The 19,787-nt window shown below is 41.0% G+C and carries 13 protein-coding genes and 1 pseudogene; 3 read left to right on the forward strand and 11 right to left on the reverse strand.

Annotation, left to right across the window (positions count from 1 at the left end; genetic code table 11):
- Positions 1 to 33: 33 nt before the first annotated feature.
- The 9 genes and pseudogenes from RB151_RS22115 to RB151_RS22155 form a co-directional block, all read right to left on the reverse strand.
- On the reverse strand, positions 34 to 738 hold the full coding sequence (locus RB151_RS22115; protein WP_048605683.1) for a lipopolysaccharide core heptose(II) kinase RfaY: 705 nt from the start codon (positions 736 to 738) through the stop codon (positions 34 to 36).
- A 201-nt stretch (positions 739 to 939) separates the two neighbouring features.
- Positions 940 to 2,106: a nucleotide sugar dehydrogenase gene (locus RB151_RS22120; protein WP_048605682.1), complete on the reverse strand. Its 1,167-nt coding sequence runs from the start codon at positions 2,104 to 2,106 to the stop codon at positions 940 to 942.
- Between the two features lie 35 nt (positions 2,107 to 2,141).
- A pseudogene (locus RB151_RS22125) lies at positions 2,142 to 3,145 on the reverse strand (NAD-dependent epimerase).
- 239 nt (positions 3,146 to 3,384) lie between these two features.
- Positions 3,385 to 5,043, reverse strand: a complete 1,659-nt coding sequence (locus RB151_RS22130; RefSeq protein ID WP_071548792.1) for an LTA synthase family protein — start codon at positions 5,041 to 5,043, stop codon at positions 3,385 to 3,387.
- Positions 5,044 to 5,113: 70 nt separating this feature from the next.
- A complete protein-coding gene (selB, locus tag RB151_RS22135; protein ID WP_071548793.1) occupies positions 5,114 to 6,982 on the reverse strand; it encodes a selenocysteine-specific translation elongation factor in 1,869 nt (622 codons plus the stop codon).
- Positions 6,979 to 8,370, reverse strand: coding sequence for an L-seryl-tRNA(Sec) selenium transferase (gene selA, locus RB151_RS22140; RefSeq protein WP_071548794.1), 1,392 nt, complete (start codon positions 8,368 to 8,370; stop codon positions 6,979 to 6,981). The genes selB and selA overlap by 4 nt, the downstream gene beginning before the upstream one ends.
- A 26-nt stretch (positions 8,371 to 8,396) precedes the next feature.
- Positions 8,397 to 9,332: a formate dehydrogenase accessory protein FdhE gene (gene fdhE / locus RB151_RS22145; protein ID WP_071548795.1), complete on the reverse strand. Its 936-nt coding sequence runs from the start codon at positions 9,330 to 9,332 to the stop codon at positions 8,397 to 8,399.
- A gap of 522 nt (positions 9,333 to 9,854) precedes the next feature.
- Positions 9,855 to 10,631 (reverse strand): FCD domain-containing protein, encoded by a 777-nt coding sequence (locus tag RB151_RS22150; RefSeq protein ID WP_225833096.1) that lies wholly within the window; start codon positions 10,629 to 10,631, stop codon positions 9,855 to 9,857.
- 187 nt (positions 10,632 to 10,818) lie between these two features.
- Entirely contained in the window at positions 10,819 to 12,114 is a 1,296-nt protein-coding gene (locus RB151_RS22155; protein WP_071548796.1) for an MFS transporter, read from the reverse strand.
- 373 nt (positions 12,115 to 12,487) lie between these two features.
- Between RB151_RS22155 and uxuA the strand changes: the two genes are divergently transcribed.
- The 3 genes from uxuA to uxaC all read left to right on the forward strand — a co-directional run bounded on the left by uxuA (position 12,488) and on the right by uxaC (position 16,634).
- Positions 12,488 to 13,675 carry a mannonate dehydratase gene (uxuA, locus tag RB151_RS22160; RefSeq protein ID WP_071548797.1) on the forward strand — a complete coding sequence of 396 codons (1,188 nt, stop codon included), beginning with the start codon at positions 12,488 to 12,490 and terminating at the stop codon, positions 13,673 to 13,675.
- 65 nt (positions 13,676 to 13,740) lie between these two features.
- A complete protein-coding gene (locus RB151_RS22165; RefSeq protein WP_071548798.1) occupies positions 13,741 to 15,207 on the forward strand; it encodes a fructuronate reductase in 1,467 nt (488 codons plus the stop codon).
- A 14-nt stretch (positions 15,208 to 15,221) separates the two neighbouring features.
- Positions 15,222 to 16,634, forward strand: a complete 1,413-nt coding sequence (uxaC, locus tag RB151_RS22170) for a glucuronate isomerase (RefSeq protein ID WP_071548799.1) — start codon at positions 15,222 to 15,224, stop codon at positions 16,632 to 16,634.
- A 77-nt stretch (positions 16,635 to 16,711) separates the two neighbouring features.
- Here the strand turns inward: uxaC and RB151_RS22175 are convergent, their stop codons facing one another.
- Positions 16,712 to 17,428: a YoaK family protein gene (locus RB151_RS22175; RefSeq protein ID WP_042846762.1), complete on the reverse strand. Its 717-nt coding sequence runs from the start codon at positions 17,426 to 17,428 to the stop codon at positions 16,712 to 16,714.
- A gap of 452 nt (positions 17,429 to 17,880) precedes the next feature.
- Positions 17,881 to 19,614: a nitrilase-related carbon-nitrogen hydrolase gene (locus tag RB151_RS22180; protein WP_048605665.1), complete on the reverse strand. Its 1,734-nt coding sequence runs from the start codon at positions 19,612 to 19,614 to the stop codon at positions 17,881 to 17,883.
- Positions 19,615 to 19,787 lie beyond the last annotated feature (173 nt).

Raw genomic sequence — 19,787 nt, forward strand, 5'->3', positions numbered from 1 at the left:
TCACTTATTGATAAAGAAAATAAAGTCGCTAAGTTATAACCGCGTTTTCTTTCCTCTAAGTTTTCTCGACCAATGGCGAAAGTTATCCCTGAAACGAATAAATCGATAGATAAGGTTTTTGTGATCAGGTTCGATACCGTAAAAACGTTGTAAAGCAATTAAGTCATTAGCTTTGCAAATAGACAAATTACCATAATCTGATAAATCAATGACTTTCAATCCATTGTCCGTTAAAACAAAATTCCCCGTATGGACATCATTAGAAGATAACCCGTATTGATGTAACTGATGAATGACCGATTTCATCTCCTCATAGTAAGGCGTGATATCGTCAAGCTCAGAGAGTACTGTCCCTTCTACATACTCAGCAATAATCCACGTTTCGATTGATTCACGGCATTTTATTTTTTCAGCCACAAAGTAAATATCATTTGTGACAGTACAGCCTTTATTTTGAGCGACAACTAAGCGTTTTAATAAGGTTGAATAAAAAGGCCCAGAGATAATGCGCATTATTCTCTTTTCAAGGCGTTTATCACGCTCTTTTTCACACTTAATAATAAAATTCCGACCATCAATATTAATACGTGCAACACTTCTATCGATATTGCCACTACCTAAATTTTTGCCATCAATTTTCCCTTGAATAAAATCATTAATAACCTGCCAAAAATCGATTGTTCCCTCTTTTTGATAAGTCGTAAAACTATCCATTTGTTTTTTAATTATTTTTTGCATGACAAAAAGCCAGTTTATTTAAGTAGATCAGCTGATGCTAGCAAAGGGGAAAAGGCATTTCTTAGCGATTCTTGCAAAATCAGCGAATAAAATGAGTAATTGTGGCATTTAGCACAAAATAGATAGGGTTTTAGCGACAATACGGGGACTTGACGCATAGATTGGCCAATTCGATGACCAATCTATTTCAGGTTGATAAGCTTAATCGTTACCAAACAAGTCACGGGTATAGACTTTACTCGCTACATCTTCCAGCTCAGGCACCATACGGTTGGCTAAAATAATGTCGCACTGAGCCTTAAATTCCGCTAAGTCATTGACCACTTTTGAACGGAAAAACTCAGGTTCATTTAAAACAGGTTCATACACCACCACTTCAATGCCCTTGGCTTTGATGCGTTTCATCACCCCTTGTACCGCTGAAGCACGGAAGTTATCAGAGCCCGCTTTCATCACTAAGCGATAAACCCCCACTTTGTGTGGTGCTTTAGCAATAATGGCATCAGAAATAAAGTCTTTACGGGTACGGTTGGATTCGACAATGGCGTTAATCAAGTTATTTGGCACGTCATCGTAATTAGCCAGTAGCTGTTTGGTATCTTTCGGTAAACAATAACCGCCGTAACCGAATGATGGGTTGTTATAATGGCTGCCAATACGTGGGTCTAAAGAGACACCTTCAATGATTTGGCGTGCATTTAAGCCACGGCTTTCTGCATAAGTGTCGAGTTCATTAAAGTACGCCACTCGCATCGCCAAATAGGTATTGGCAAACAGTTTAATGGCTTCGGCTTCGGTTCCATCGGTAAATAACACCGGAACGTCTTTTTTAATTGCACCTTCTAGCAGTAAATCAGCAAAAACCTTTGCACGCTCAGAACGCTCCCCGACCACAATGCGGGAAGGGTGTAAGTTATCCCACAGAGCACGGCCTTCACGTAAAAATTCAGGGGAGAAAATCACGTTGGTGTAACCAAACTCTTCACGTAAACGCTCAGTAAAGCCCACAGGAATGGTGGATTTCACAATAATCGTCGCTGCGGGGTTAATGTTATTCACGTCATGAATAACAGATTCAACCGATTGAGTATTGAAGTAATTGGTTTTTGGGTCGTAGTCTGTTGGCGTCGCCACTATCACATACTGCGCGCCCGTATAGGCTTCGTTTTTATCTTCTGTGGCACGGAAATTGAGCGTTTTTTCCGTTAAGAATTGCTCAATTTCAGCGTCAACAATCGGTGATTGATGATTGTTTAGCATTGCCACTTTTTCAGGGATGATATCGACTGCAACCACTTCGTGATTTTGTGACAGTAACATGGCGTTAGATAGGCCGACGTAGCCGGTCCCTGCGATTGCTATTTTCAAACTTGCCTCTCAATTTCTGCTACGGATGTATTATTTTATTGATGGTAATAAGAACGATACCAATCAACAAAGGCCTGAGAACACCCTGCTCAATAGATACTTGTGGACGATAACCTGTCACATTAAATAGGTCTTCAGTGTCTGCCCAAGTTGTGTAGACGTCCCCTGCTTGCATAGGTAAGAAGTTTTTAATGGCCTCTTTACCGAGCGCTTTTTCCAACGCTGAAATAAACTCAATCAATTTAACGGGCTGCCCATTACCAATATTATAAATACGGTATGGCGCACTACTTTCTGCCGGTGAGGCACCGTTATTGTGCGGGTCTGCTTGTGGAATTATATCCGAAATACGGATCACACCTTCGACAATATCATCAACAAAAGTGAAATCACGGCTGAGATTGCCGTTATTATAGACATCAATGGGCTCCCCCGCCAAAATAGCTTTAGTAAATTTAAATAAGGCCATATCTGGCCGGCCCCAAGGGCCATAAACGGTAAAGAAGCGCAGCCCTGTTGTAGGCAACTGGTATAGATGTGAGTAGGAGTGCGCCATCAATTCATTGGCTTTCTTCGTTGCTGCATACAATGAGATTGGATGATCGGTTGGCATATCGGTAGTAAATGGGGCCTTATCTGTCACGCCATACACGGAGCTAGAAGAAGCATACACAAGGTGTTTTACTTTGGCTTGGCGGCAACCTTCTAAAATAGCTAGGTGACCCGTTAAATTGCTATCTGCATAAGCAAATGGGTTTTCCAACGAATAACGAACCCCCGCTTGTGCCGCAAGGTGAATAACCCTATCGAATTGCTCTTGGGTACACAATACCCTGATGGTTTCGCGATCGGTTAGGTCAAGGTGAAGAAAACGAAATAGCGGAAATTGTTCTAATAAATGTAAGCGGGATTGTTTAAGGCCCTGATCATAGTAAGCATTAAGGTTATCAATACCGACGACCTCATGCCCACTTTCTAATAAACGCTGACATAGCCTAAAACCAATAAAGCCTGCACTTCCCGTGACCAAGTATTTCATATTCACCATCTTCTAGCATTAAACCATTTCCAAGCTCTAATTGAGCGTTTTGGTCATTTAAATAAACTGACCTGAATATAAGACACAAAAAGTCAAAAATGGTTTTATCGCTAACCGAATAATAAATAAAAAATTTTCCTTTTAAAGAAACGTTAAGGTTAGATAGGAAGAAAGGTAGACGATATAAAGATAAAATCAGTAGCAGGTATGGTTAGATACCTGCCACAACTTACTGATATTTAGTTGTTATCTACTTTATCTGCGGATTTTAAAGTGCGGTAAATATAATTACGATAGCTATCTAGTAGCTTCTGGTCTTCGCAATCATTCAATTTACCCTCACAAAGATGGCGCATCTTAATATTAGCCTCATAGAATGGCGAAACCTTTAAATTTGCGCGCTCCAATAGGATACCCCCTAAGAAGGAAATATCGGTTAATGGGCCGATTTCAATGTGTGTCCCTGATTTCAAATTATCACGTAACGTAAATTGAGTCAGGTAAGCTGGTGACGACAGAGGGGAATTATATTGATTTAAACTAATACCCGGCTGGTGATCACCAAAATACAAGAACATTAGTGGGCGGTCTCGCTTTTCAATAAAGCTAGCAAAGTCACGGATTGATGCATCTGAGGCAATAATTTTCTCCATATAGTGGCTAAATTCACCGGCAGCATCTGCCTGTTTAATTTTGTCTTTTATCCCGTAATCATCACTGTGGCTCTCTTTATAAGGCCCATGCTCATACATTGTTAAAGAGAAAATAAAAACAGGTTTGTCCGTTTCTTTTGCTAAAATTTCTTTGACATATTTCAGCATATCTTCCGTGCTGATTGTCCATAGATTATCTTGTAATTTACCTGGATAACCGAGTTCTTGTGGCTGGATAATTCTATCGACACCGAGGGTTTCATAAGCATGGCCTGAATGGTAAGCCCCTTTATTAAACGGTGTTAAGACAACTGTGTAATAGCCATTGGCTTTCATTTCTTTGAATAGGCTATTTTTTAAGTTATCGACAATAAAATAAAAAACACCGCTTTTTTGTGCACCAAAATCATCACTATTTAAACCTGTGAGCGCTGAGAACTCTGATAGCCAAGTACCACCGCCAAAAGTCTGAACCCGCATTTGGCTAGATGCAGCAACACCCTCATCTTGCTGGAACATGAATAATTCAGGAAGTTTTGTCCCAGCAGGTAAATCATAAATATTTGGGTTAACCGTTGATTCTTGAAGTAATAAAACAATATCTGGCTTTTCTGAAGGCGTTGTATTTTCTAACGTTACCGTTGCCGCTTTCTCGATGAAATAATCCGCAGAACCTGCAAATTGCGGTGATTGATAACTCGAGTTTTTTGCAGACATGATAATATTTGTGACTGTCCCACGGCCCTTAGGTAAAGTTTGAGACCACCGATCATAATAATGATCGCTTGTAAAACTCGCCCCAAAATAACCCGCAACAACTAAGATCAGCCCAACAATACGTGAAGTTAATGATTTAGATGATGACACTAGGCGCCAACTGATAACACCATTAACCACTAGCAAAATAACCAAGGCGACCAAGGCAACACCCGCTAACCAATAATGGCCCAAGGTGCCCATATTGGAGGTATCGGTCATGATGTTAATATCGGTGAAGAAAAGTTGTTCTTTGTAGTAATGAACTTTTAACTGGTTTAAAAATTTAATGATAATAAACAAGGTACTGGTAATAACCACTGAAAATAACCAGCGAGCTGTAAGCACCATTAAAACACCAAATAAGGTAGCATATACACTGATTGAAATCAGCGCAGGATAAATCACACTCCCTTTTTCAAACACTAAAAAAAGTGAGCCAATAAAAATTAATGCCAGATAAAAGCCTGCAAATAACTTTTTCTTCATCGGTTTTACCACAAGGTTAATATTGAAGGTTTGCTATGAAGCACTACTATAACGGAATAAAACACTCAGTTTATTCAACGAAAATCCCTTTATCACGCAAATAGTGCCCATCGCCTTTACGACGAGTAAAACCGCTTTTATCAAAAAACTCAAGAATTTGAATCGCAAGTTTTCGACCAATGCCCAATTGATTACGAAAATCCGCCGCAAAAATCACTTCATTTTCTAAGCAATAACGATGGATCTTCGCAGCAAAATAGCTAATTTGCTCATTGCTGTAATAACGGTCACGCACAATCGCGATAACTAACCCCATTTGTGCGGCTTTTTTAAGTACGCGCCGCATTGTCTCTTCCTCATAGCCACTTTCTAATGCGAGATCACGTACCCACCAAGCCTCATTACGAGAAAATAACGGGTAAATCTGTTGCCAAATTAATTGTTGCTCAGCGTCGAAAACCAACCCATGCTGAGGCATATGTAACCAACCGCGCGTTTGCTTAATGACCTTTTCATCAATAAGGTCATTAATCAGCTTAAACACTAGCGCTTCACTCATAGAAGGGAGCGCCATGCGTTTTAATCGGGCTTTCCCAACCCCGATTTGGTCACTATGGACTTGGTTAAATTTCTCAAGGGTCTGTACTAAACGCTCTTTAGCCACTTGGGCTTTAAATGCTGACAGTACATTGTTACCGACACGCTCTGCATCTGTTTGCACCAATAAGCTTTCTACCGCTTCATGGGTTAATTGCCGCGCCCAGCTGTATTCCTGTAAATTAAGCTCCCCCTGAGGAAGTTGTAACTTAAAGTGCGCAAGCTCATCATGCTCTTTACACAGCTTTGATAACCAATCTAAAAACTCGGGAAGCCTTTTGCCACGACGCGGGGAGACTAAGCGGATCACACGTGCCCCGCCTAATGTCTGGCGAGCACTTATATCACGGATAATCAGCCGGTCATTATCCACTAACCATAATGGAGTATCTAAAATTAACTCGGCAAGAATGGGGGTTTCCCCTTGCTCCACTAATAAAGATACACGTCCGGTAATGTGACTTGCTCCATGATAAAGATGTACAGGTTGCCAATGCTTAATTAATGCGTCACATTCCAGCTCAACAATCACACGGTTTGCAATAAAGGCCGGTTGCTGAGACAACAGCCAATCACCTCGAGTGATGTCTTCTTTCGCGATATCACCGGATAGGTTCAATGCCACACGGTCACCCGCTTGCGCACAGTCTGAGGATTGATTTTGCCGATGGACCCCTCTGACTCTAACCGGTTTATCTGCACCAGTAACCCATAGTGAGTCCCCGACTTGTATTTTCCCTGCTAACGCAGTTCCCGTCACCACAATCCCAGCCCCTTTTACATGGAAAACTCGGTCAATGGCTAAACGAAAACGGCGCTGCAAATTTTCATGAGCGCCATTGAGTTGATGTAACTGTTGTAGATATAAACGTAGTGATTCAACACCACGCCCATCTTCGCTAGAGGTGATAAATAATTTAGCGTCAGGCCAACCTTGCCGTGCTAGCTCTGATTTAGCTTGTTGTATCACTTGTTCAATACGTGAATGGTCAACTCGGTCAGCCTTGGTAAGGATTAACGTGATATCTTGGCAGCCAGCGAGCCTTAAAATGGATAGATGCTCAAGTGTTTGAGCCATTACACCATCATCACATGCCACAACCAGTAGAGCATGGTTAATGCCGCCAACCCCAGCTAGCATGTTCGCTAAGAATTTTTCATGCCCTGGCACATCAATAAAGCCAATTGCACTACCATCCTGTTGCGACCAATAGGCATAACCGAGGTCAATCGTCATCCCGCGTTTTTTTTCTTCGGGAAGGTGAGATGTATTTATACCTGTAATCAATTGAATTAATGATGTTTTACCATGGTCAACATGGCCAGCTGTCGCAAAAATCATGAAAGTAAAACCTGTAATAAAGCATGTTCATCATCAAGACAACGCAGGTCAAGCCACAGCTTGCCTTCTTTCATACGACCAATAACGGGTTGAGGTAGCCGCCGCCATTGGGAGGCAAGTTGTTCCAGCGTACTGCCTTTTCCATCTAATGGTGCAAAAGTCACCGCAAAACTCGGTAACCGGTCAATAGGTAGCGAGCCGCTTCCTATTTGCGATAAGCAAGACTCAACTTCCACAATAAACTTGTCACCGTAAAAAGCTTGCAGTGCTACTAAGATATTTTCTGCGCTCCTTTGGATCACTTCTGGCTCACGGGTTAGCCATCGCAAGGTCGGTAACTCAGTAACTAGTTTTTCAGGGGTTAAATAGAGTTTTAGGGTAGCTTCAAGCGCAGCTAACACCATTTTATCAACGCGCAGTGCGCGTTTTAACGGGTGCTTTTGGATTGCCTCAATCCATTTTTTCTTCCCTAAGATAATCCCTGCTTGTGGCCCACCAAGAAGCTTATCAGCGGAAATAGAAACTAAATCAACACCTTGAGCAAGATAGGTTTGAGGCATTGGCTCAGCGGGTAACCCCAAGGTTATCATATCAATCATGGAGCCACTGCCTAAGTCAATCGCCGTCGGTAACTGGTATTTTTTGCCCAGTTCCGCTAATTCATCTCCCTCTACCTCAGCAGTAAACCCTTCGATGCTATAGTTACTGGTATGCACCTTCATTAACAATGCAGTTTGCTCATTAATTGCATTTTCATAATCACGTAAGTGAGTACGGTTTGTTGTGCCCACCTCAACCAGTTGGCAACCGGCCTGTGCCATCACATCTGGTACGCGAAAAGCCCCGCCAATCTCGACGAGTTCACCACGAGAAACAATGACTTGCTGACCATTCGCGACTGTTGCCAATAATAACAAAACTGCCGCTGCGTTATTATTAACAATGCATGCATCCTCTGCCCCTGTTAATTCACAGAGTAAATCCGCAATCGCGCGGTCTCTGTGACCACGCATGGCGCCATCAAGAGAATATTCTAATGTAACTGGCGAATTCATCACTTGGCTAACTGCATTAATCGCCGAGGTTGGCATTACTGCTCGACCTAAATTGGTATGCAGTACCGTCCCCGTTAGATTAAAGACGCTTTTTAACGCACTTTGCCCTAATGTTTGGTGGCGGACAGATAGTTCTTTTAGCCAGTCATCGTGCCAAGCGGGTAATTTTCCAAACTGTGAAATACAAGTTCGGGCTTGTTCTTGCATTTCACGTAAGCATGCTGTTACCCAATGCAATCCTGATTGCTCGACCAATATTTGTACTTCATCAAGCTGCAATAATTTATCGATCGCAGGAAGTTGGCGATATAAAACAGAATTTGATTCAGCCATAGTTACGATTCTCTGTTTGTTACCGCTTATTTTTCACCAGGGAATAAGAACGGGTTAATACTGCTACGTGCAAAACCTTCTTCTTCCATACGTGCATCCAAAATAATTGACGCTAAATCATCAGCAACTGCTTCGACTTTAGCTTCTTTCTCTTGGTAAAGGATCTTCAGATAACTTCCACAATCACCACAACTTTCCGCTTTAATGGCTGCGTTTTCGTCATCCAGTGACCAATAATTCAGTTGGCCTGTTTGCTCACAATTGCTGCATTTCACACGCACCATGTGCCATTCGGTTTCACATAAATTACAGTGTAAATAACGCAGCCCCTGCGAAGTCCCAATTTGTACAATGCTTGATACAGGCATGCTATTGCATACTGGGCAGAAATGACGGTGGTCACCATGTTCCGCGCGCGCTTTACCGGGGATATTTGCAGCCATTTGCGCCCAATACACAGATAGAGCAGCCCAAATAAACATGGATTTTTCCGCAGGGACTTTCTCAAACTCCTCATTTAATAACGCGGTCGCCATTGCCTCTAATTCAGTTTCGGATGCTTTATCTAAGTTTTCTAATGCTGGGCGAACTGATTCAGGGACAATTGGCATTAACTCAGCGATAATAGCGGTCAATAATTTGTGCCAATGTGTTGTACGTGGGAAGGTTTTTGCATCTAAGGGGGAGTTGTTTGTATTAATTGAACGCTCAAGAATAGGCGCCATATCCACGTCTAATGGATTATCATGTTGTGCATTATGTTGCGCAGTAGCAACTTCAGCTGCAAAATTCAGATAATCTTCAAAGGGATGCTCACCAATACCGAGTTCTTTCAACCGCTCAGCACGGCGTTGATATAAACTTTTTAGGTTAGGAAATAGAACCGGAGGAATAAAACCAATTCCTTTTTCTTTCAATCTTTCTTGCCCTAACTCTTCTTTAGGAACGATACGAATACCCATTGCGTTCTCTCTTTTCTATTTTTTTATAACGACAATCCCCGAGAAATGGCTGACCATTTTCCCGAAGCGTCTTTGCTCATCATATTTTATATCCGCGAAAGCGGTGCTCTAATACTCAGGATAAAACAAAAGTAGCGTTGAGGCTACTCTGGCCCTCGAATTATCTATGATATAACCCCGTAGTAGATCAAGGTAAATGTAAATCAGGATGATGGTTGTTTTATTTGATATAAATAAATTGTTATCTCTAGGATAAAAATATCTGAAGTCTACGTTAAAGAGGATATGACTACTGCTCGTCAATTTTTAGCGTAAAAAAGGGTAATAATAAAACCCCGAAGATTTGCCATCAAACTGTTCTATTTTTTAGTGACCGGCTGAAAAAATAAATAGAAAAACATCAATATATTTAAATAATGTCAATTATGCATATTAATGCTTAATTAAATCGCAAACGCATTTTTCGTCAATAAGTGACGCGACTAAATAGCCTTCAGTCGCGTACAGGTAATATCAGAGAACTCAAATGTTACGAATTAAATCTACTGGATAAGAATTAAATAAATAACCATCAAAATTAGGGTCATCTACGTCTGAAAGTTCGAGGAGCCGCTGTTTCACATTTTCAAGATGTTGCCACATTGCAGCTTTTGCCGCTGCAGGGTCTTTTTTTATCATCGCAGCTAAAATCACTTCGTGGTCTGTCATCCAAGCTTTTCGATAATCTTTATCTGTAATACGTGCATGTAGCTTGAGCCACATTGGGTTATTTTCCCGCCATTCCCATGACTGCTTAAGAAGTTCAACTAACATACTGTTATGCGTTGCTTGTGCAATCGCAAGGTGGAACTCACGGTCACCCGTTTCATCTTCACCCGTTTTTAGCTCGTCTCTCTCTCTTTTTAAAGCTTTACGCATATTTGCAATATCCACAGGGGTCACTTGTGTCGCTGCAAATTCTGCAATATTACTTTCTAGCAACTGGCGAGCTTGAAGTAACTCAAACGGCCCTGCTGCATTAAGGTCTGAGTTATCAATTTTACCTTGTTCAGCGGCTTCACTGTCCTTAGGTAAAGCAATGACGTAGACCCCAGACCCCTTTCGCACTTCAATCAGATTTTCAATTTCTAACATAATCAATGCTTCACGTACAACCGCACGAGAAACATCTAGCATTTCAGCAATTTCCCGTTCTGGAGGAAGCCTATCACCAATCGCATAGTCCATATTCGAGATCATTTGGCGTAAAGTATAACCGACTTCCTGGTAGGGACGTTTATATTCAGTAAACTGTGTCATTACATTGGCCATTATATTAAAACTGAGCTTCGATTGCCCTAGTCTAACAGATATTGGTCGACCAAAAATAGTTTTACGCCAAACATTAGCAAGAAAAATAATAGAAAAGGTCCAATTCCAACAAAATATAGAATCAGACCTTGCAGTGTATTTACTTGATATATATAACTTTATAGGTTTACGATAATTATGATGCTACCAGTGAGCTATCATGATCAGTTTTACTTTCTTCAGGCTCTTTTTTCTCTTTAATCAAAATCCACAGCACTGCTGCACCGATTAAATCGAATACTGCCAAAGCAACAAAGAATGGGCCAAAACCAATGATGCCAACAAATGCACCGATAAATAAGTTAAAGATTAACTGACCAGTCCAAGCGCATGCGCCAGCCATACCTACCGCTGTTGCTACCTCATTTTTCTTGAATAAATCAGCGCCTAATGTTGCTGCAACAGTGGATAATAATTGGTGCGAGAAGCCACCAATACTAATTAATAAAACAGCGATATAAGGATTTTCAACAATACTAACCAAACCAATCGTTGTCATCAAAATAGCGCCTATTGTGAAGGTAATACGACGAGAGTTAATTAATGAAATACCGCGATCGTTTAGGAATTTAGCAACAAAACCACTCGCTAGACAGCCTAGGTCCGCCATTAAGAAAGGTAGCCAAACGAACATCGCAATTTCTTTAAGACTAAAATTTAACGTCTCTACAAAGAAAATAGGCACCCAAAAGTTAATTGTTCCCCAAGCAGGGTCTGCAAGGAAACGGGAAATACCAATCCCCCAGAAATTACGTTGCTTTAAGATATTTTTGATCGACGTTTTTTCTTTTTTAGATGGCTGTAAATGCTTTTCTTGCCCTTCTTCAATATAAGCGCGTTCTTCATCTGATAACCTTTTCGCGTCTTTAGGGTCTTTATAGAAAAAGAACCAAATGAATGCAGCAATGATTGCTAGTACACCTGAAATAATGAAAGCGAATTCCCAACTATGAAATAAAATAGCCCACGCGATCAATGGTGGAGCTAACATGGCACCAAACGACGTCCCCATGTTAAACACACCTGTTGCTATACCGCGTTCTTTAGCAGGGAACCATGTTGACGCAGTTTTAACACCTGCTGGGATAGCCGAGGCTTCACTGAACCCCATCAACCCACGCATAAATGCGAGACCTTGCCATGTTCCTGTTAAAGCATGCCCCATAGTTGCTAGTCCCCAAATCAAAGCACAAATAAAGAAACCTAGCTTCAAACCAATGGTATCAATGAAAAAACCCATTATTGGTTGACCAATTGTGTAGGCTAATTGGAACGCACTTACAATCCATGAGTATTGCTCTTTTGTAATGCCCGTTGTCTCCATAATAGTTGGGGCAGCAACACCTAATGCGGTTCTATCTAAATAGTTGATTATAGTTATAAAGCAAACCAAGAGAATCATGTACCATCGATAATGTCTTAACTTTTTCATAGTCAGCCTTTTAGGGTTTATATTTTTCTAATCATCCTGAACAGATACTTGGTTAACCCAACTAATGATAAAATTGGTAAACCTGAAAGAAAAATAGTTTTAAATCGATAAGTTTTATATTTAGCTGACTGGATTCTGCACAAAATGATGCCTTTGTTTTGTGAGCTGTATCTTGGTTTATAATTGGTGACCCAAATTTAATGAGTATTTGTGATCTGGTTAACCAAATTGGTTGACCTCTGTGGATATTAAGAAAATATCATGGCACACTTTTTAGCAAATAAGTTAAATGACTATAGTTCCAACTGCTGTATTGCAAGAAGAACTTATTAGCCGATTTAGATGCATTAGTGAAATATAAACGAGGTTAAGTATGAAGCAAACTTGGCGTTGGTATGGACCGGCGGACCCGGTTTCCCTTTCTGATATTCGTCAGGCTGGTGCAACGGGTATTGTTACAGCACTTCATCACATACCAAACGGGGAAGTCTGGAGTATTGAAGAAATAAAACAGCGTAAAGACTTGATTGAAGCGAACCAGCTAGAATGGTCAGTCGTTGAAAGTATTCCTATTCATGAAGATATCAAAACCCATACAGGGGACTACGATAAATGGATAGCAAACTATCAACAATCTATGCGCAACCTTGCAGCCTGTGGTATTCATACTGTTTGTTATAATTTCATGCCAGTGCTTGATTGGACACGCACGGATTTAGAATATGAATTACCAGATGGTTCAAAAGCATTACGTTTTGACCAAATTGCTTTTGCTGTCTTTGAGATCCACTTATTACAGCGTGAAAATGCAGAACAAGATTATACAGCCCAAGAGCTTGCTCAGGCTAAACAGCGCTTTGAATCAATGAGTGATGAGGAAAAGCAAAAACTTATCAATAATATTATTGCTGGCTTACCGGGTGCTGAAGAAGGCTATACCCTTGAACAATTCCGCCAACATTTAAAACTCTATGCAGATATTGATAAAAATAAACTGCGTGAACACTTTGCTTATTTCTTAAAGAAAATCATCCCTGTAGCTGAAGAGATTGGAATGAAAATGGCGGTTCACCCTGATGACCCTCCTCGTCCAATATTAGGCTTACCACGTATCGTTTCGACCATTGAAGATATGAAGTGGATGGCAGATACCGTAAATAGTGATGCAAACGGCTACACTATGTGCACCGGTTCGTATGGTGTCCGTGCGGATAACGACCTAGTTAACATGATCCGTACTTTTGGCTCACGTATTTATTTTCTTCACTTACGTTCTACGTTACGCGAAGAAAATCCAAACACTTTCCATGAAGCTGCCCACTTAGCAGGTGATGTGGACATGTATAATGTCATTTGTGCTGTTGCAGAAGAAGAACATCGCAGAATACAAACTGGTTCAGGTGAGTTAATCCCTATGCGCCCAGATCATGGCCACCAAATGCTTGATGACCTGAAGAAAAAGACCAACCCTGGATATTCCGCAATTGGCCGCCTAAAAGGACTTGCTGAAATTCGTGGATTAGAACTGGGTATTCACCGCGCATTCTATTCTAAGAAATAATTATCTCACCGTTGTACCTGACAAGCGGCCAAACCAAATTGGCCGCTAATTAACAGGGGTTCGTCATGGAAAAAAATATCGTTACCTCGGCAATTAATGCTACTCGCCCACACTGGACAGCCGACCGCTTAACCACTCGTATCGTACACCTAGGTTGTGGTGCTTTTCATCGTGCACATCAAGCGCTGTATACTCATCACGTATTAGAAAAAACAGATAGTGATTGGGGTTATTGTGAGGTTAATTTGATCTCAAAGCATGATGCTGCTTTGATAGAAAATCTCAAACAACAATCCATGCTTTATACCGTGGCTGAAAAAGGTGAAACACATACCGAATTAAAAATTATTGGTTCAATGAAAGAAGCATTACACCCTCTCATTGACGGTATTGACGCCATTATTGAAAAAATGGCCTCACCATCAGTGAGTATCGTTTCTCTTACTGTAACCGAAAAAGGCTACTGTACAGACCCTGCCACTGGGAAGTTAGATAAAAATAACCAACTAATTCAACAAGATTTAGCAACACCATCTCAACCAGCATCTGCTATTGGCTATATTACTGCAGCACTAAAACTTCGTTATGAACGCCAACTACCACCGTTTACTGTTCTTTCTTGTGATAATGTCCGTGAAAATGGCCATGTTGCTAGAGAAGCGGTGCTAGGTTTAGCCCAATTACAAAGTAGTGAATTAGCCGCGTGGATAGAAAATAATGTGACATTTCCTTGCACAATGGTTGACCGCATTGTTCCCGCCGCAACAGAAGAAACACTGGCTGAAATTGCTGAGCTTTTAGGGGTCAAAGACACTTGTGCCATTGCTTGTGAGCCTTTCAGACAATGGGTTATTGAAGATAATTTTGTTAACGGTAGGCCTGAATGGGACTGTGCTGGCGCTCAATTTGTTGAGGATGTGGTTCCATTTGAACTAATGAAACTAAGGATGCTAAACGGCAGTCATTCCTTCTTAGCTTACCTTGGTTATTTAGGTGGTTATGCTCACATATCTGACACTATGACCAACCCAGACTATCGTCGCGCAGCCTATGCATTAATGATGAATGAACAAGCTCCCACCTTGGTTATGCCTGAAGAAGTGAATTTAGCAGATTACGCAAGTAGCTTAATAAATCGCTTCACTAACCCTTCGTTGAAACACCAAACTTGGCAAATCGCTATGGACGGAAGCCAAAAATTACCGCAACGTATGTTAGATCCTATCGCATGGCATATGACTAATAAGACTGACTATCGCCATCTCGCTTTAGGGATTGCGGGGTGGATGCGTTATGTTGCTGGTGTTGACGAACAAGGCAACAAAATCGATGTTCGGGACCCTCTCGTTGATACCTACACGGCTATTTATACCAAACATGGGCTTAACGTTTCGGTTGTAGATGATTTACTCGCTATCGATGCTATTTTTGGTACTGAGCTTCCCAAGAATCCATTATTTGTGAAAGTAATTAAATCGGCTTATCAACAATTACTCGATATGGGTGCACGCCAAGCTGTTGCCACGCTTTAAGGTTGGATAATGATATGAAAACATTTCTTTGCGAAGATTTTTTACTGAATAACGAAATTGCTCGCCGCCTTTATCATGAGTATGTCGCGACAATGCCAATCTATGATTATCATTGTCATTTAAACCCTCGCGAAATTGCAGAAAACAGACAGTTTGATAACCTCGGGCAGATTTGGCTAGAAGGCGACCATTACAAATGGCGTGGTATGCGATCAGCGGGTATCCCTGAAGCTCTGATCACGGGTAAGGAAACTAGTGACTATGAAAAATATCAAGCTTGGGCAAAAACAGTGCCAATGACACTAGGTAATCCACTATACCATTGGACACATTTAGAGCTAAGGCGCCCTTTTGGTATCACTGGTAAACTTTTTTCACCTGACACCGCCGATACCATTTGGCACGATGCCAACGAAAAACTGACACAGCCTGATTTTTCGGCTCGCGGTATCATGCAGCAAATGAATGTACGTATGGTAGGAACAACGGATGACCCTATCGATACATTAGAATATCACCAAAAAATTGCCCAAGATAAAACCTTTAATATTGACGTTCGCCCGAGCTGGCGTCCAGATAGAGCCTTTAAAATTGAGCTTGATGGATTTGTCGACTATATCAGCAAATTGGGTAAATCCGCTGATATCGAAATTACACGCTTTAGTGATTTGCTATCTGCATTAGCAGTGCGGATAACACATTTTGATCAGCACGGTTGTGTGGCATCTGACCACGGCATTGAAGTATTACGTTATGCCCCTATCCCCGATGAAAGCGTGTTAGATACTATTTTACAAAATAGGCTTAATGGCCAACCATTAGATGAGCTGTCTATTGCTCAGTTTTCTACTGCGGTGCTTGTCTGGCTAGGGAAACAATACGCCAAACATAATTGGGTCATGCAGTTACATATAGGTGCGCTACGCAATAATAACACCCGTATGTTTAAGTTATTAGGCGCAGATAGCGGCTTTGATTCTATCGGAGACAGCCCTATTGCTTATCCACTGTCTCGTTTATTAGATGAGATGGACAAAAATAATGAGCTGCCAAAAACCATTTTATATTGCTTGAATCCTCGTGATAACGAAGTTTTAGCGACCATGATAGGTAACTTTCAAGGCGGAGGCATCGCAGGAAAAATTCAGTTTGGTTCTGGCTGGTGGTTTAATGACCAAAAAGATGGCATGTTACGTCAACTTGAGCAGCTCTCACAATTGGGGTTATTGAGCCAATTTGTCGGTATGTTAACTGACTCCCGTAGTTTCCTATCCTATACGCGCCATGAATACTTCCGTCGTATTTTGTGTAATATGTTAGGAACGTGGGTAATCAATGGTGAAATTCCAAATGAGGAAAAAATGCTAGGTAAAATGGTACAAAATATTTGCTTTAATAATGCAGAAAATTACTTTTCAGCACCCTAGCAAACCTTTTATCACTTTTTATATAGGCATAATCCCCTACGAATAAGGAGATTATGCCTCATAACGGCTTTTATCCATCAATCCGAATCTATTGGTAGCTGTTTATTTTCTTTCGAAAACTGGCGACCAGAGAAAAATATCAAACATAACGGAATTAATGTAGCAAACAATGCATATTCCCTTGCATAATCAGCGAGTAATACCATGAGAAATGCCCCACCAGCAAAACCCAAGAGCGTCAGAAAATAACAATAACTTTTATACAATGCGTTTTTTCTGGCTTTACCTTTAAATGCGATAGACTCTGCTAAAGAACTAAAACCTAGCTGTACATTTAAGGTGACTGCAATATTCCCGTATAACATGCCATTAATTTTGTGGAATGCATTACCCTGCATACCTGCAATAAAAGACAAAGCCCAAACGGCATGAAACCCCTTAGATTGGATATTGAATAAAAAAATATACGCGATCAGCAGCAATAAAAGGGCTATTTCAAGTGACAGTAAAGTGAATGTCCATGTTTTCTCATCGGTATTATAGCGATAACGGATCAATGCCAGTAACATAGCTCCCGCACCAAATGAGAAAATAGAAATAACATAAGGCGTCACCGCAGCCAGACCGTTTTCAGCAAATTGATAACCTAGCATGATGATATTGCCCGACTGAAACGTCGCAAATGATTTCGTTGTGAAAAAGGCATAGCCATCCAACATCCCTGAGGCAATCGCTAATAAAAATGCAATAGTGGGTAATTGCATAAACGGCACTTGTGGTGAAGAGGTTGTCATATTTTATTTCCCTGTATTGAACTCTCTATTTTTGAGCAGCTCGGCCGACTCATAATCGAAGTGATATGCACCGTAAAAATCGTCTTAAATAAATTTGTTTTTTTGCCAATTTAGTCGATACATAATCCAAAATAACCAAAATAATGCATAGAGGGCGGAACAATAATTGAGTATTTCTTAATAAACCGTTTTTTATTTTTAGAGCTAAATAAAAATAAAAAAACCAACTGTAAAATAAATGCAAATTCAGAATTGAAATTCAAAATAAACCGTGATTAAAAACTTCACTAGAAATACTCGCAATTAAAACCAACAAGGCAACAACACCAAAAAAGTGAAGTGTTTTAACTCTCCTTTGCCGGCTTTTAATTGCTAATGAGTAATATTTTTCATATTAATAACTTAGTATTCCTGTTGTAACCAAATGAATTACAACAGGAAAACAAAAATAACTACCGAGTTAGCGGCGTAAACCAAATGGCTTGCTGCCCACTAATTAAACGCTCTTGATTAATCCAAGTAAAAGGAGCAGGAACCTGTGTTTGTAATCTAACATCTTCAGCCCCTCTCTGTGCTGTTAATGTTGGCGTCAGTACGACGGGTTCAGGCCCGTATATGGCGGCCGACGTTGAATCTCGTTCATTGCGGCCTCCACATATCACCCATAGTTGGTTTAATGTTGCGATAGCATAAGGGATAAAATCCGCTCGCCCAGTCGGTGGGTTTTCCACAGAATAAAGATGGCTATCAATTTCAACTTTCAAATCACTCGGTATGCCCGCTGGCGCCGCCAAAATATCAGCGCGTAATGCACTATATAACCCCGCGAGTTCTGGGACTTCTAATTCATGTGCCGCAGCCAAAGCAATGCGCCCAATAGGAGTTGCCGTGACACTGACTGCATGGCCTGCCATTGCCCAGCCACTATCACGCTCATTAAGGTGTGTCACTCGATAACGGGCGAGTATATCCCCCGCTGGGCCCGCTAGCACCACCGTGTGGTACAGTTTATCGGTATCAATTTCAGGGTAACTACCTACAATATACCCTTTCCCTTCATAAGCTGCTTTGCAAAGGGTTTGTTCAAATACCCCTCCTCGTGTTTCGGCATGGGACAAAATAATATTCGGGTCATCGGTATAAGGAAGTGCCGAAAGCTCAGGTAAAACTAAGAGTTCATTCTCACCCACCTGAATAGAGTCTAACTTAGAGACTGATTTTTCCCACTGGGCTGCAATAAAAGTGGTTTGCACTATCGTCGAAGTTGCATTGATATCCGTAGGGCTACGATGAAATGCAAGTGTTGGGGAATATAAGTCAGGACGACGCTTAGCAAGCAAAGTATTACGCTGTTTATCGGCTTCATCTAAATCAATCATTGCACTATATATGCCATTCAACCCGGGTTCCAATTCTAAAGGGCTTAACACCGGGGACTGCGCCACCTTATGACCGGACGGGGACCACACACTCGACCCCCCATTATAATACAGCTGTCCCTTGGTAATTGGATTCGTTTCAATACCGCTGCGTGTCGCACAAACTACCCATACGCCATTCAGTGCACTCATATGTTGAACATGGGCCACTGTTGAGTGGTCACCTAGCATTTCTGCCGCTGTTGCATCAGGCATCATACGGTCCGAAACTGAATGCCAACCAATAATTTGAGCCCCTTCAAGTGCCGCTAAACGAACATATTGCCAATAGGTATCGTCATAACAAATTAATAATGCGATGCGGCCTATCGGGGTATCAAACGTTTTCACACCAGTATTACCCGGAGCAAATACTTTTTGGTCTTGGGAGTTCAACCCTATTTTTCGATATTTACCAATGATACCTTCAGGCCCCATTAGGACCGCTGAATTATAAGCTAAGCCTGTTTCACTATCTCGCTCAGCAATACCAACGCTCATATACATGCCAGTCTGTGCGAGGACAGGCAAAATTGCCGCCGTCGTTTTACCCGGAATAGTATCTAAATAAGGTGCTAACTCAGCCGTGTCCGAAAATAAATAACCGCTAACCGCTGTTTCAGGAAAAACGGCATAGTCGACACCCTGAGCAGCAACTTTCTCTGCAGCTGCAACTAGGCGTTGAATATTCCCATTTAAATCACCCCATGCAGGAACAAAATCAACGGCAGCAACCTTACTACTTTTTTTAATTTCAGAAATACGCATATGACAATCCTTATTCAACGAATAGAGTAGTAAAAAGCCCCCACTATTAATGAATAATTAATCGTGGATAGAATAGAAAAATAATTTATGGGTTTAAAAAGTGAATTAAGCCATTCAAATTCTGTGCATTATTGTTATATTTGAATATATTAATATCCAAATATAACAATTTA

This window comes from Providencia rettgeri, from assembly GCF_001874625.1.
GTDB lineage: Bacteria > Pseudomonadota > Gammaproteobacteria > Enterobacterales > Enterobacteriaceae > Providencia > Providencia huashanensis.